We start from the raw sequence: 14423 nt of genomic DNA on the forward strand, positions 1-14423 counted from the left end.
ATGATTGATTAATATAATAACAAAAAAAAATTTAAATTCAATATAATTGCAAAAAATGAATTTAAAAATTTTTATCCAAAAAAAACCATATTTTGATACTGATTCTATAAAATTATATAATGAATTATGTAATTTACATACTCCATTAGTTAATGGATTAATTATATATTGTGTATACAATATTTACAATATAAATAAAAAACTATTTTTAGAAAGTCTATATAAAATTTTTGCAGATCCTGTTACAGATATTTTACATATAAATAAGAATTTTAATAATCCTTGTTTTAAATTTTTCTCAGATTATGATGAAATTAGATCTGATTCTGCTACGCAATGTCTTAAAATATTAGATTATAAATCTTGTGCATATATAAAATCTAGTTATTTAGTTGAATTATTTGGAATAGATAAAAATAAAAAAGAATATTTAAACAGTATAAAAGAATATTTAAAAAAAAAAAAATCATTAAATATTCATACTTTTTCACATGAAAAAGTGTCACATAACCATAATCTATATATAGATGGATTTATTAATTTTTCTGTAGAAAAACTAATAAAATTCCATAAGAAATTTAATTTTTCCATGAATATTATGGATTTGATATTTATACAAAAATATTTTATTAAAGAAAAAAGAAATCCTACAGAAATAGAACTACAAGTTTTAGATGTTTTTTGGTCTGACCATTGTAGACATATTACTTTCTTTACTTCCCTTATTGATATATCTTTTAAAGGCTCATTAAAAAATATGTATAATAAAATTTTTAATAAATATTTAGAAGATAGACATTTTATGGGAATTTCAAAAAAACCTATAAATCTAATGGAATTATCTAGTCTTCCTTACAAAGTTCTTTGTAAAAAAGGAAAATTAAAACATGAAATATCCTCACTTGAAAATAATGCTTGTATGATAATGATAGATGTTGATTTTACGGATAGAGATGACAAAGAAAAATGGTATATTTTTTTTAAAAATGAAACTCATAATCATCCTACAGAAATTGATCCTTTTAATGGAGCTGCAACTTGTGTAGGAGGTGCAATAAGAGACCCATTATCTGGAAGATCTTATGTTTATCAAGGACTTAGATTAAGTGGAGCAGCAAATCCTAAAAACACTAAAACATTTTATGGAAAATTACCACAAAATAAAATTTGTTTTGAAGCAGCTAGGGGTTATAGCTATTATGGCAATAGAATTGGTCTAGCGACTACACATGTTCGTGAAATTTATCATGAAGGATATAGGGCAAAAAGAATGGAAATAGGAATGGTAGTTGGAGCAGTTCCAAAAAATTTTGTAAAACAAAAAAAATTAAAAAAAGGAGATATTATAATGTTAATTGGTGGAATGACAGGAAAAGAAGGAGTAGGAGGAGCTATAGATTCTTCTAAATCAGATAATTTTAATTTTAAAAATAATGTAAAACAAAAATGGGATCCTTTAACGGAAAGAAAAATACAAAGATTTTTTAGAAAAAAGGAAGTTACTTATTTAATAAAAAAATGTAATGATTTTGGAGCAGGTGGAGTATCAGTAGCCATAGGAGAATTAAATGATAGTATAAAACTTTATTTAGATAAAATTCCTATAAAAAAAAATCAAGGAATAATAACCCCAATAGATATTGCTCTTTCTGAATCTCAGGAACGTATGGCCGTTGCATTGGATTCTAAACATGCAGAAAAATTTATTTCTTTAGCAAAAGAAGAAAATCTACTTTCTGTTCCTATAGCTGAAATTACTGATAATAATAGGATAATTTTTATGTATGAAGAAAAAGAATTATTTAATATTAAAAGTTCTTTTCTAAATACTAGAGGATTTTGTAAAAAACAATCAGTTATAGTTAATACTCCTACTTCAATTTCTCCATTTAAACAATCAAGAAAGTTATCTTTCAATAAAAAGACTTTTTTTAAAACTTTATCTAAACTAAATGTAGCATCTCAAATAAATTTATCAGAAATGTTTGATAGTACTGTAGGTGGAACTACAGTATTAATGCCTTTTGGTGGTAAATATCAAATGACTCCATCTGAAGGTAGTGTACAAAAAATTCCTGTTATGAAAGGAAATACAAATACAGTTAGCATAGTAGCATGGGGATATCATCCAGAAATTTCAGTATGGAGCCCTTTTCATGGAGGTATTTACTCTATTATAGAATGTATATCTAAAATTGTTTCTATGGGGGGGGATTTTAAAAATATTTATTTTAGTTTTCAAGAATATTTTCAAAAATTAGGTAATGATCCAGAAAATTGGGGAAAACCATTTTCATCTTTATTGGGAGCATACCATGCTCAAATGTCTTTAGGCATTGGATCAATTGGAGGAAAAGACTCTATGTCAGGGTCTTATAAAAAATTAAATGTACCTCCTACATTTATAACATTTGGAGTATCAACTAGTAAAAGTCTATACATAACTTCTCCAGAATTTAAAAAAATTGGAAATATAATTTATTTATATTATCATAGATTATTAAAAAATGATATGCCTGATTTTGAATCTATTAAAAATATATACAATAAAATTTATCAAGGAATTAAGTCTGGTAAAATTGTATCAGTTAAAACTATAAAAGATGGTGGGATTTCCTCTGCAATTGCAGAAATGTCATTTGGAAATAGATTAGGAGCTATTATAGATTGTAAATATAATTTATTAGAAATTAGTATTGGATCATTAATTATAGAAGCATCTTCTTTTATATCAAATGATTTAATAAAAATTGGAGAAGTTACATCATATGATTATTTAATTTTTAACGGAATAAATATTTCTATAGATGAAGCAATAAATAATTGGACAAATACTTTTAATTCTGTTTTTTCTTTTAATAAAGAAAAATATAAAAAAGAAAAATATAAAAAAAACATTTCAAAAAATACTTATAGAGTAACAAAAAATTTTTCTATTATATGTAAATCAAATTATAAAGGAATTCCACGTGTACTAATTCCAATTTTTCCTGGAACAAATGGAGAATTTGAATCAGTACGTGCATTTGAAAAAGAAAAATCTATAATTAAAACTTTTGTATTTAGAAATTTACGTAATGAAGATGTAATATCTTCTTCATTGCAATTGACAAAATATATAAAATCTTCACAAATTATTATGATTTGTGGAGGTTTTAGTGCTGGAGATGAACCAGATGGAGCAGGAAAATTTATTTCATCTATATTACATAATCCTTATATTAAAGATTCAGTTAAAAATTTTCTTGATAAAGATGGATTAATTTTAGGTATTTGCAATGGATTTCAAGGATTAATAAAATCTGGATTATTACCTTATGGTAAAATTTGTTTAAGAAATAATAATTCCCCTACATTAACTTATAATAAAATAGGAAAACATATTTCTAAATGTGTAAATATTAAAATAATTTCAGATAAATCTCCATGGTTAAATGGAATGAAAAATAAAATATATATTTTACCAATTTCTCATGGAGAAGGAAAATTTTATGCTAAAAAAAAAATTATTAGTACGTTGTTTAAAAAACAACAAGTTGCTGCACAATATGTAGATTTTAAAGGGAATCCAAGCTCAAATAGTATTCATAATCCTAATGGATCTATATCATCCATTGAAGGAATAATAAGTCAAGATGGAAGGATTTATGGAAGGATGACTCATCCTGAACGATATGACGAAGGTTTATTAAAAAATATTCCTAACATACGTGAACATTCTATTTTTAAAAATGCTGTACAATACTTTTTATAAAAAAAATATAAAAAAATATATGAAAATTGCAATATTCTTTGGAAGTATTTCTGATAAAGGTATAATGAAAAATGCAACTGAAATATTAAAAATATTTAATGTAAATTATAAATGTTATATTATTTCTGCACATAGAATTCCAGAAATTTTAATAAACACTATAAAAAAAGTAGAATCTGAAAAAACAGATTTAATTATAGCTGGAGCTGGTTTATCTGCACATTTACCTGGAATTATATCTTCTAGAACAATTATCCCAGTTATTGGAGTCCCTATATACAGTAAAAATGGATTATTAGGTGGAATAGATTCATTATTTTCTATAATTCAAATGCCTAAGGATGTCCCAATTGCAGCTGTAGGTATTAACAATTCTTATAATGCCGCACTTTTTTCTATTCATATATTATCTATGAAATATCCAGAAATAAAAAAAAAACTAATAAAATTTAGAATTAACATTAAGGAAAGATTACTAAATGAAATAGAACAAGATTTGTAAAGTTATGATTAATACAATTAAAAAAGATCTCATTATAGAAGGAAAAACAAAAAAAATTTATTCTACAAAAAATCCACATGAAATTATCATACATTATAAAGATAATTTAACTTCTTTACATGGATTGAAAAATAAATTATTTCAAGATAAAGGAATATTGAACAATGAAATAACTACTATAATATTTAAACATCTTCATTATAATGGAATTAAAAATCATTTCATACGAAAAGAGAATAACAGAGAACAATTATGTTATAAATTAAATATGATTCCTTTAGAATTTGTAACAAGAAATATTGTTTCTGGGAGCATGTCAAAACGATTAGGTATTACAGAAGGTAAACTAATATCAAATGGTATTTTTGAAATTTTTTATAAAAGTGATAAATTAAAGGATCCATTAATTAATGATCATCATGCAGTATTTTTAGAAATTATTTCCTATGAAGAATTAAATTTCATATATTCTGTTATGAAAAATATAAATAATATTCTTAAAAAATATTTTATTAATAAAAACATTATATTAGTGGATTTTAAAATAGAATTTGGAAAAAATAAAAAAAATGAAATTTATCTTTCCGATGAAATTAGTCCTGATACCTGTCGTTTTTGGGATAAAAACACAAAAAAAAAATTAGACAAAGACATATTTAGAATAGAATCAGAAAAAAATATAGATATAATTAATACATATATGGAAATTCTAAAAAGATTACACGAAAATTAAATTAATATTAATAAAAAAAAGTAAAAGAAATATTTTTATAAAAAGAAAAAAATATGATATTTTATTCTATTATAAAAAAAAAAAATCATAATGATTTTTATGATAAATTTCATGATGAGTGTGGTATTTTTGGAGTATATTCACCTAAAAATATAGATACTTTTACTTTAATTCAATTTGGGTTATTTGCATTACAACATAGAGGGCAAGAAGCATGTGGATTTTCCGTATTACGAGATGGATATATTATATCTCACAAGAATGAAGGTCTTGTTTTAGATTTTTTTCGTAAAATTTCTAATGATGAATGTTATAATGGTAATGCTGTAATTGGTCATACAAGATATTCTACAGAAGGAGGTCAAAGTAAAAAAAATATTCAACCTTTTTTTGGGGTTAATTCTTTTGGCAAAAGTACAATATCTATTGTTCATAATGGTAACTTGGTTAATGCTAAAATTATTCGTAATAAACTAGAATCGGAAGGAATAAATTTTATATCAGAATATTCTGATTCGGAAGTTATATTACGATTGATACAAAAATATTTGCTAGAATTTGGTAATAGTTTAAAAAAAGCAATAAAAAAAACAACTTTAGACATTATAGGTGCATATTCCGTAATAGTTTTAATGAACGATCAAATAGCAGCATTTAGAGATCCAAATGGAATTAGACCTTTATGTTATGGATTGTTAAATAAATCAACTTATATATTTAGTTCAGAAACTTGTGGAATAGATTCAGTTGGGGGAATTTATGTTAGAGATGTATTTCCAGGTGAAATAATTATTGTTAATAATAAATCAATTAAATTTTATTTTTTTACAAAAAAAGTAAAAAAAAGAATATGTTCATTTGAATATATTTATTTTTCTCGTCCAGATTCTTTAATTGAAAATTTAAGTGTATACAAAATTCGTGAAAAAAGTGGGGAAAAACTTTATAATCAATATCCAGTAAAAGCTGATGTTGTAATTGGAGTTCCAGATTCTGGGGTGCCAGCTGCTATTGGATATTCTAAAGCTTCTGGAATTCCTTTTAAACCAATATTGGTAAAAAATAAATATATTGGAAGATCGTTTATATTACCTAAAAAAGAAATGAGAGAAAAAATAGTAAATTTAAAGTTAAATCCTATTTTATATGAAATAAAGGGGAAAAAAATAGTTATTATTGATGATTCCATAGTTCGTGGAACAACTAGTAAAAGATTAGTTACTATTTTAAGAAAAGCAGGAGCTAAAGAAATTCATTTCAGAAGTGCATCACCCCCTATTATAGCTCCATGCTATTTAGGAGTAAATACTCCAAATAAAGAAGATCTTATTTCATATAACATAGAAAAACATAGTATTAAAAATCTACTAAATGTAGATAGTTTGGAATTTTTAAGTATGGATAATTTGCTAGAAATATTAGGAGGAAAAAACTATTGTTTTGGATGTTTTACAGAAAATTACCCAGTTGATAAAAAAAACTGTATTATATAAAAAACATATAATGAAAGAAAATTACATTGCTATAAATAAAATTAGTAAAATTTTAAAAAATACTTATAATTATAAAGTTTTAAGTACTTTAGAAGACTTTTCTGCATTTTATAAAATACATGAATATATAAAATATAAAAAACCAATTTTAGTATCTGGAGTTGATGGTGTAGGAACTAAGTTACGTTTATCTTTAGATTATAAAAAGTACGATGTAATTGGAAAAGATTGTTTTGCTATGTGTATAAATGATATTTTGTGTCATGGAGCAACTCCTTTATTTTTTTTGGATTATTTAGCTTGTGAAAAACTTGATTTTAATATTATAGAGAAGATAATAGAAGGAATATCTGTTTCTTGTAAAGAAAATAATACATGTTTTATTGGAGGAGAGACTGCAGAGATGACAGGATTTTACAAAAGAAAAAATGATTATGACATTTCTGGATTTTGCGTAGGAATTGTAGAAGAAGACAATATTATAAATGGTAAAAAACTTATTAAAGAAAATGATATTTTAATTGGGATCCCTTCATCAGGTGTGCATAGCAACGGATTTTCATTAATTAGAAAAATCTTTTCTAAAGAAGACTTTAGAAAAGATTTTAAAAAAAAACCTCTTTATGAGACACTTTTGAATCCTACTAGGATATATTATAAAATTATTTATAATTTATTGAAAAAATTTTCAATTCATGGTATTGCTCATATTACTGGAGGTGGAATATTGAATAATTTATGTAGAATAATTCCAAATAATTTATCAGCTATAGTTAAAATAGATCAAATTCCTATTAATTTTAAATCTATTTTTGAATTTATTCAAAAAAAAGGTAATCTTTCAGATGAAATAATGTTAAATACTTTTAATATGGGAGTAGGAATAATAATTGTTGTTTCTTCAAAAGAAGTAAATTTAATTTTAGATGAATTACATTTACTTAGAGAATCCCCCTTTATTATTGGCAATATTGTAAAAGGAAGTAAAAAAGTTTTTTTTAAATAAAAAATATTTAATTTACTATATGGAATACAAAGCCATATCTATTTTAGTTTCTGGAAAAGGTACTAATATGAAGCATATTTTTCAGGCAATTAATAAAAAAATATTATCAGATTTTATAATAGATTCAGTTATTTCTGATAGAAATTGTGATGCAATAAAATATGCAAAAAAAAGGGATATAAAAACTTTTTCCTTGAAAAAGGATAAATTTTTATCAAAAAAAATAGATAAAATATTAAAAAAACATTTTCCATATGTTATAGTTTTATCTGGATTTTTATCAATACTTGACGAACTATTTTGTAAAAAATGGTCAGGAAAAATTATTAATATTCATCCATCACTTTTACCTAAATATTGTGGAATAGGGATGTATGGGATGAAAGTTCATAAATCAGTAATAAATAATAAAGAAAAAATATCAGGTGCTACTGTTCATTACGTTACAAAAAATATAGATAAAGGCCCTATTATTTTAAAAAAATCTTGCAAAATTTCTAATAAAGAAACTGTTCTTTCATTATCAAAAAAAGTTTCTCTTATAGAGAGAGAAATATTAATTAAATCTATAAAAAATTTATAATTTATAAAAATTTTTTCAAGTTACTTATTATGAAAATGAAAAGAGCTCTAATTAGTGTTTACAAAAAAAATAAAAAATTACTTGATTTTGTAAATTTTTTATATAAAAAAAAATATAAAATTATTTCTACTGATGGGACTTACAAATTTTTAAAAAAAAATGGATTACATAATATAATAAAAATATCAGATATTACTTCATTTCCTGAAATACTAGATGGTAGAATAAAAACTATCCACCCAAATATTTATGGAGGAATACTTGCAAATCGTACTATAAAACGACATATGATGTCTATAAAAAATTATAATATTGATTGCATTGATATTGTTGTTATTGATTTTTATCCATTTATTGAACATAAGGAAAATAAAAACCATGATTATTTAATTGAATTAATAGATATTGGAGGTCCATCTATTATACGTGCAGCAGCAAAAAATTTTTTGCATGTTACACCAATTGTAGATAATGAAGATTTTGAATTAGTTATAAATGATATAGAAAATTTTGGATATACAAGTTTAAAACTAAGAAGAAAATTAGCAGTTAAAGCATTTTTTTTTACTTCATATTATGATAATATCATTTATAAGTATCTTTTAGGAAAAGATAAATTTCCTATTTATTTTAATTTATTTTTCAAAAAAAAGATGGAATTATGCTATGGGGAAAATCCACATCAAAAAGCTGTTTACTATTCTAATCATTATGGAACAGGAGCAATGAATAATTTTCAACAATTGAATGGTAAACAACTTTCTTTTAATAATATAAGAGATGTTGATGTTGCATGGAAGATAGTTACTCAATTCACAGAACCAGCTTGCTGTAGCGTAAAACATTCTACACCTTGTGGAGCAGCTATAGGAAAAGATATTATTGAAGCTTTTAAAAAAACTTATGAAGCCGATCCTATTTCATCTTTTGGAAGTGTTATAGCAATAAATACTACTATTACAAGTGAATTAGCAAAAGAAATAAATCTACTTTTTATAGATGTAATAATTGCACCTGATTGTGAAAAAAATGCATTAAAAATACTTAAAGTAAAAAAAAAATTAAGAATTATAAAAATAAATAAACCTATTTCAGATAAAACTGAATACGTACAAATAGATGGTGGGTTGTTAGTTCAAGATTCAGATTACTTTTTTCATGATGAAAATAATTATAAAATAGTTACAAAGAAAAATTTTTCCAATGAAGATAAAAAATCTTTACTTTTTGCAAACAAAGTAGTAAAATATGTTAAATCTAATGCAATTGTGATAGCTAAAGGGACTCAAACTTTGGGGATTTCCGGTGGACAAACTAATAGGATTTGGGCAGCTAGTCAAGCAATAAATAGAGCATTAAAAAAGAAAAAAAAAGGACTAGTACTTGTATCTGATGCATTTTTTCCTTTTAAGGACGTTATCTATGAAGCTGCAAAATCTGGTGAAATTCGTGCAATTCTTCAACCAGGAGGGTCTATACGTGATGAAGAATCAATTAAAGCTTGTGATGAATTTGGAATATCCATGGCATTTACTGGGATAAGATATTTTAAACATTAATGAAAATATATGAAAATTTTAATTCTTGGAAATGGAGGAAGAGAACATGCTATTGGTAAAAAAATATTGAAAGACAATCCTTTTGTAAGACTTTATTTCTATCCAGGTAATGGAGGAACAAATTTAATAGGAATAAATATAGGAAATTATATAAATGATTATTCTATGTTAGAATTAGCACTTTTTTCTAAAAAAAATAATATTGATCTAACTATTGTAGGTTCTGAAGTTTTTTTAATGAAAAAAATTGTAGATATATTTCATTCTTATGGATTGAGGATAATAGGTCCTAATTACTTATCAGCTAGACTTGAGGGAGATAGAGGTTTTTCAAAATTTTTTATGAAAAAATATGGAATTAGGACCCCTAATTATGAAATTTTCCATTGTTATGATGATGCAATTAATTATTTAGATAAAAAAAAATTTCCTTTAGTAATAAAAACTAACGGTATAGCTTCTGGAAAAGGAGTTTTATTGACAAATAATAAGAAAGAAGCAAAAAAAGCAATAAGAGAAATCATGATAGAAAAAAAATTTGGAAAATCTGGGGAAAAAATTATTATAGAAAATTTTTTACAAGGAGAAGAAGCTTCAATAATAACAATTTTTAATGGAAAATATATTACTCCTTTTATATCTTCCAAAGATTACAAAAAAATAGGAGAAAATGAAATTGGATTAAATACAGGTGGAATGGGTGCAATTTCTCCTCATCCTCATATGAATAATTTAATTTGGATGGATTTTAAAAAAAATATATTAGATCCTACTTATGAGGGGTTGATTTCAGAAAAATTAATTTTCTTCGGTTTTATATATTTTGGATTAATGATAACATGTGAAAAAGTATATTTATTAGAATATAATACTAGAATGGGAGATCCAGAAACTCAAACACTTTTACCATTGATGAAAAATAATTTTTTAAATATTATTACTTCTTTTGATAAAATAGATATGTTTTGGGAACAATTATATTCTTGTTGTATAGTTTTATCTTCTAAAGGATATCCGAAAAAATATGAAATTGGAAAAATTATATCAGGTATTAATTCATTAAAAGAACCTTTTTATATATCTGGGGCAAAAAAACAAGAAGAAAAATGGGTGACTACCAGTGGAAGGGTAATTAACATAATTGGGCTTGGAAATACAATTAATGAATCAATAAAAATTGCCTATAAAAATGCAAAAAAAATAAAATTCGATAATCTTTACTTCCGTAAAGATATAGGTTCATAGAATAATAGAATAAAAGTGCAAAAAATGAAAAAAAATTTAATTATTGTATTAGATTTTGGATCTCAATACAGTTATATGATTGCAAAAAGAATTAGAGAAATAGGAGTTTATTCTTTATTGTTACCCCATAATATATTTATAAATGATATTATAGAAAAAAATCCTAAAGGTATTATTTTATCAGGAGGGCCTTTTTCTGTATATAAAAATAATGCTCCATTAATATCAAAAAAAATTCTTGAATTAAATATTCCAATTCTTGGAATTTGTTATGGAATGCAACTTATATCCTATATTTTTGGAGGAAAAATAAAAAAATCTAATTATAAAGAATATGGAAAATCTTATTTAGTTACAGATAAAAAAAATTTTTTATTTAAAAATGTACCAAAGAAATCTGTTGTTTGGATGAGTCATTATGATGAAGTAAAAAATAATCCAAAAGAATTAGAAAGTATTGCCCATACTAATTCCTGTAAAATAGCTGCATATAAGCATAAAGAAAAAGATATTTATGCAGTACAATTTCATCCTGAAGTAAAAAATACAGAATATGGAAAATGTATTTTAAAAAATTTTGTTATTAATATTTGTAAATGCAATAAAAATTGGAAATTAGAAGATTTTGTTCAAAAACAAGTTAATAGTATAAAAAATATTGTTTCTGATAAAAAAGTAATATTAGGGATTTCTGGTGGATTAGATTCTTTTGTTACTGCATATATAATTAATAAAGCAATTGGAAATTCTTTAATTTGTATTTTTATAGATACTGGTTTTTTATTAAAAGAAGAAAAAAAAACAATACAATTTTTTTGTAAAAAAATGAACTTTTCTATAAAAGTAATAGATGCTGTAGATATTTTCTTAAAAAAATTAACCGGAGTATATAATCCTGAAATAAAAAGAAAAATAATAGGAAAAGAGTTTGTTACTTTATTTCAAAAAGAATCTAGAAAAATTAATAATGTTGAATTTTTAGCACAAGGAACTATTTACTCAGATGTAATAGAATCTTCTATAAATAAAAATGTAGGATTAAATAATTTTGTAAAATCTCATCATAATGTAGGAGGGTTACCAAAGTGTATGAAATTAAAACTAATTGAACCATTAAGAAAGTTATTTAAAGATGAAGTTAGAAAAATAGGAAAATCTTTGAAACTTCCAAAAGAAATTTTATACAAACATCCATTTCCAGGACCTGGATTAAGTATAAGAATTATTGGAAAAATAAATAAAAGAAAAATTTCTATTCTAAGAAAAGCAGAAAATATTCTTTTACAAGAATTAAAAAATTTTAATATATATAATAACATTAGTCAAGCTTTTATAATATTACTACCTATAAAATCTGTAGGAGTAATGGGGGATAAAAGATCATACGAACATGTAGCAGTATTGCGAGTTATTAAAACAGAAGATTTTATGACTTCTACTTTTTATCCTTTATCTTATGAATTTTTAGAGATAATTTCAAATAGAATAATAAACGAAATTAATGGTATTAATAGAATGGTATATGATATAACATCAAAGCCCCCATCTACTATTGAATGGCAATAGAAAAATATATCTAAATCATCATAGATACTAAGTTATATATATTTTTTTTCAATTTAGTTCTAGGAGAAATTAAATCTATAAATCCATGATCCATTAAAAATTCAGAAGTTTGAAATCCTTTTGGTAAACTTTTACCTATTGTTTCTCTAATTACTTTAGGTCCTGCAAATCCTATAAGAGCACCAGGTTCTGCTATGTTTATATCTCCAAGTAAAGCATAAGAGGCAGAGACTCCACCTGTAGTAGGATCTGTAAGTACAGAAATGTAAGGTAATTTAGTATCACGTAATTGTGTAAGTTTTGCTATAGTTTTAGCCATTTGCATTAAAGAAAAAGAAGATTCCATAATTCTTGCTCCACCAGATTTTGATATAAGTATATATGGTAATTTTTTTTCTATACAATAAGTAATAGATCTGGAAATTTTTTCACCTACTACAGATCCCATAGATCCACCAATAAACGAAAAATCCATACAAGATATTACAACTTTCATTCCTTCCATATTTCCAATTCCTGTTCTAATTGCATCATATAAATCTGTTTTTTTTTTTGCTTCTTTTATTCTATCTGTATATTTTTTGTAATCTTCCCATTTTACTGGATCTTTACTAGTCATTTTTACATTTATCTCTAAAAATTTTCCATTATCAAAAAGAATTTCAAAATATTCATTACTATGAATTCTTACATGATATCCATCTTCTGGACTTACATAAAAATTCTTTTTTAATTGATCTGTATCTATAACCTTTCCAGTAGGAGTCCTATGCCATAATCCACTGGGTATATTTTTTCTATCATCTATAGATGTTATAATATTCTTTTTTTTTCTTAAAAACCAAGCCATATATAAATTTTTTTCTATAAAGTATTAATATTATTCATCAACTTGAAATATTCTTTTAAAAGAATTACAAATGATTTTTCTCCTTTTCTAAGCCATACTCTAGGATCATAATATTTTTTATTAGGTAAATATTTTCCTTCAGGGTTCCCTATTTGTTTTTTTATATATTCTTTATTATTTTCCATGTAATCTCTAACTCCACAAGTAAAAGCGTATTGTAAATCTGTATCTATATTCATTTTTACTACTCCATAATTAATAGAGTTTTCTATATGTTTTTTAGATGAACCTGATCCTCCATGAAAAACAAAATGAACTGGATTTTTTTTAGTGTTAAATTTTTTTTGAATATATTTTTGTGTTTTTTTTAATATTTCAGGACGTAAAATAATATTTCCTGGTTTATAAACACCATGTACATTTCCAAATGAAGCAGCTATGATAAAATTATCACTTATATTTTTTAATTTTTCATATGCATATGAAACTTCTTCTGGTTGAGTATATAGCTTATTATTTTCTATATTAGAATTATCTATACCATCTTCTTCTCCACCTGTTACTCCAAGTTCTATTTCAATTGTCATATTACTCTTATTCATTCTATAAAAATAAGTTTCACAAATGTTAATATTTTCTTTTAAAGATTCCTTAGATAAATCTAACATATGTGAACTAAACAAAGTTTTTCCAAAACGTTCTAAATAATTTTCATTAGCTTTCATTAATCCGTCTATCCATGGTAAAAAAGATCTTGGACAGTGATCAGTATTGAGTATAACTGTAGCTTTATAAAAAGTAGCTAATTCATGAATATGCATAGCACTAGCTATTGCTCCTTTTATGGCCGCTTCTTGATGTAAATTTTTTAATCCTTTTCCAGCATTAAAATGAGCCCCACCATTAGATAACTGTATAATTACAGGAGAATTAACTTCTACTGCAGTTTCCATTACAGCATTTGCTGTATTTGATCCAATTATGTTTACAGCTGGAATAGCAAAAGAATTATCTCTAGCATATTCAAATATTTCTCTTACGGTATTTCCGGTAACCACTCCAAATGGGAATTTTCTATACATATTTTTACAATTTTATTTTAATGAAGATGTCTTTTGTAAAAAAAAATACT

Annotated in this window: 11 protein-coding genes; 9 read left to right on the plus strand and 2 right to left on the minus strand. The window is 24.1% G+C overall.

Annotated features, from left to right (window positions below):
* The first annotated feature begins 55 nt into the window (after window positions 1-55).
* The 9 genes from H0H76_RS00710 to guaA are packed head-to-tail and all read left to right on the plus strand — an operon-like array spanning window position 56 to window position 12441.
* Window positions 56-3754: a phosphoribosylformylglycinamidine synthase gene (locus H0H76_RS00710; protein ID WP_185855631.1), complete on the plus strand. Its 3699-nt coding sequence runs from the start codon at window positions 56-58 to the stop codon at window positions 3752-3754.
* A 19-nt stretch (window positions 3755-3773) separates the two neighbouring features.
* Window positions 3774-4256, plus strand: a complete 483-nt coding sequence (gene purE / locus H0H76_RS00715) for a 5-(carboxyamino)imidazole ribonucleotide mutase (protein WP_185855632.1) — start codon at window positions 3774-3776, stop codon at window positions 4254-4256.
* Between the two features lie 4 nt (window positions 4257-4260).
* The gene (purC, locus tag H0H76_RS00720) at window positions 4261-4989 is read left to right on the plus strand and encodes a phosphoribosylaminoimidazolesuccinocarboxamide synthase (RefSeq protein ID WP_185855633.1); all 729 of its coding nucleotides are present in this window, start codon (window positions 4261-4263) and stop codon (window positions 4987-4989) included.
* A 53-nt stretch (window positions 4990-5042) separates the two neighbouring features.
* Window positions 5043-6482: an amidophosphoribosyltransferase gene (gene purF, locus H0H76_RS00725; RefSeq protein ID WP_185855634.1), complete on the plus strand. Its 1440-nt coding sequence runs from the start codon at window positions 5043-5045 to the stop codon at window positions 6480-6482.
* A gap of 10 nt (window positions 6483-6492) precedes the next feature.
* Complete coding sequence (gene purM / locus H0H76_RS00730) at window positions 6493-7488, plus strand: phosphoribosylformylglycinamidine cyclo-ligase (RefSeq protein WP_185855635.1); 996 nt, start codon at window positions 6493-6495, stop codon at window positions 7486-7488.
* Between the two features lie 19 nt (window positions 7489-7507).
* Window positions 7508-8071: a formyltransferase family protein gene (locus H0H76_RS00735; protein ID WP_185855636.1), complete on the plus strand. Its 564-nt coding sequence runs from the start codon at window positions 7508-7510 to the stop codon at window positions 8069-8071.
* Between the two features lie 35 nt (window positions 8072-8106).
* The gene (purH, locus tag H0H76_RS00740; protein WP_185855774.1) at window positions 8107-9630 is read left to right on the plus strand and encodes a bifunctional phosphoribosylaminoimidazolecarboxamide formyltransferase/IMP cyclohydrolase; all 1524 of its coding nucleotides are present in this window, start codon (window positions 8107-8109) and stop codon (window positions 9628-9630) included.
* A 9-nt stretch (window positions 9631-9639) separates the two neighbouring features.
* Complete coding sequence (purD, locus tag H0H76_RS00745) at window positions 9640-10875, plus strand: phosphoribosylamine--glycine ligase (RefSeq protein WP_185855637.1); 1236 nt, start codon at window positions 9640-9642, stop codon at window positions 10873-10875.
* Window positions 10876-10899: 24 nt separating this feature from the next.
* Window positions 10900-12441 carry a glutamine-hydrolyzing GMP synthase gene (guaA, locus tag H0H76_RS00750; RefSeq protein WP_185855638.1) on the plus strand — a complete coding sequence of 514 codons (1542 nt, stop codon included), beginning with the start codon at window positions 10900-10902 and terminating at the stop codon, window positions 12439-12441.
* Window positions 12442-12451: 10 nt separating this feature from the next.
* On the opposite strand, the gene accD is transcribed toward guaA, so the two are convergent.
* Both accD and fbaA read right to left on the minus strand, forming a co-directional pair.
* The gene (gene accD, locus H0H76_RS00755) at window positions 12452-13291 is read right to left on the minus strand and encodes an acetyl-CoA carboxylase, carboxyltransferase subunit beta (RefSeq protein ID WP_185855639.1); all 840 of its coding nucleotides are present in this window, start codon (window positions 13289-13291) and stop codon (window positions 12452-12454) included.
* A 14-nt stretch (window positions 13292-13305) separates the two neighbouring features.
* On the minus strand, window positions 13306-14373 hold the full coding sequence (gene fbaA / locus H0H76_RS00760) for a class II fructose-bisphosphate aldolase (RefSeq protein WP_185855640.1): 1068 nt from the start codon (window positions 14371-14373) through the stop codon (window positions 13306-13308).
* Between the last annotated feature and the right edge of the window lie 50 nt (window positions 14374-14423).

Origin of the sequence: Blattabacterium cuenoti, from assembly GCF_014251275.1 — a bacterium.
GTDB classification, from domain to species: Bacteria; Bacteroidota; Bacteroidia; order Flavobacteriales; family Blattabacteriaceae; genus Blattabacterium; species Blattabacterium cuenoti_AG.

What these genes read in the sequence shown, in the direction of transcription:
- purE (WP_185855632.1), top strand. Translation starts at nt 3,774, where the DNA reads ATGAAAATTGCAATATTCTTTGGAAGTATTTCTGATAAAGGTATAATG.
- purC (WP_185855633.1), top strand. Translation starts at nt 4,261, where the DNA reads ATGATTAATACAATTAAAAAAGATCTCATTATAGAAGGAAAAACAAAA.
- guaA (WP_185855638.1), top strand. Translation starts at nt 10,900, where the DNA reads ATGAAAAAAAATTTAATTATTGTATTAGATTTTGGATCTCAATACAGT.
- purF (WP_185855634.1), top strand. Translation starts at nt 5,043, where the DNA reads ATGATATTTTATTCTATTATAAAAAAAAAAAATCATAATGATTTTTAT.
- H0H76_RS00735 (WP_185855636.1), top strand. Translation starts at nt 7,508, where the DNA reads ATGGAATACAAAGCCATATCTATTTTAGTTTCTGGAAAAGGTACTAAT.
- purH (WP_185855774.1), top strand. Translation starts at nt 8,107, where the DNA reads ATGAAAAGAGCTCTAATTAGTGTTTACAAAAAAAATAAAAAATTACTT.
- fbaA (WP_185855640.1), bottom strand. Translation starts at nt 14,373, where the DNA reads ATGTATAGAAAATTCCCATTTGGAGTGGTTACCGGAAATACCGTAAGA.
- H0H76_RS00710 (WP_185855631.1), top strand. Translation starts at nt 56, where the DNA reads ATGAATTTAAAAATTTTTATCCAAAAAAAACCATATTTTGATACTGAT.
- accD (WP_185855639.1), bottom strand. Translation starts at nt 13,291, where the DNA reads ATGGCTTGGTTTTTAAGAAAAAAAAAGAATATTATAACATCTATAGAT.
- purD (WP_185855637.1), top strand. Translation starts at nt 9,640, where the DNA reads ATGAAAATTTTAATTCTTGGAAATGGAGGAAGAGAACATGCTATTGGT.
- purM (WP_185855635.1), top strand. Translation starts at nt 6,493, where the DNA reads ATGAAAGAAAATTACATTGCTATAAATAAAATTAGTAAAATTTTAAAA.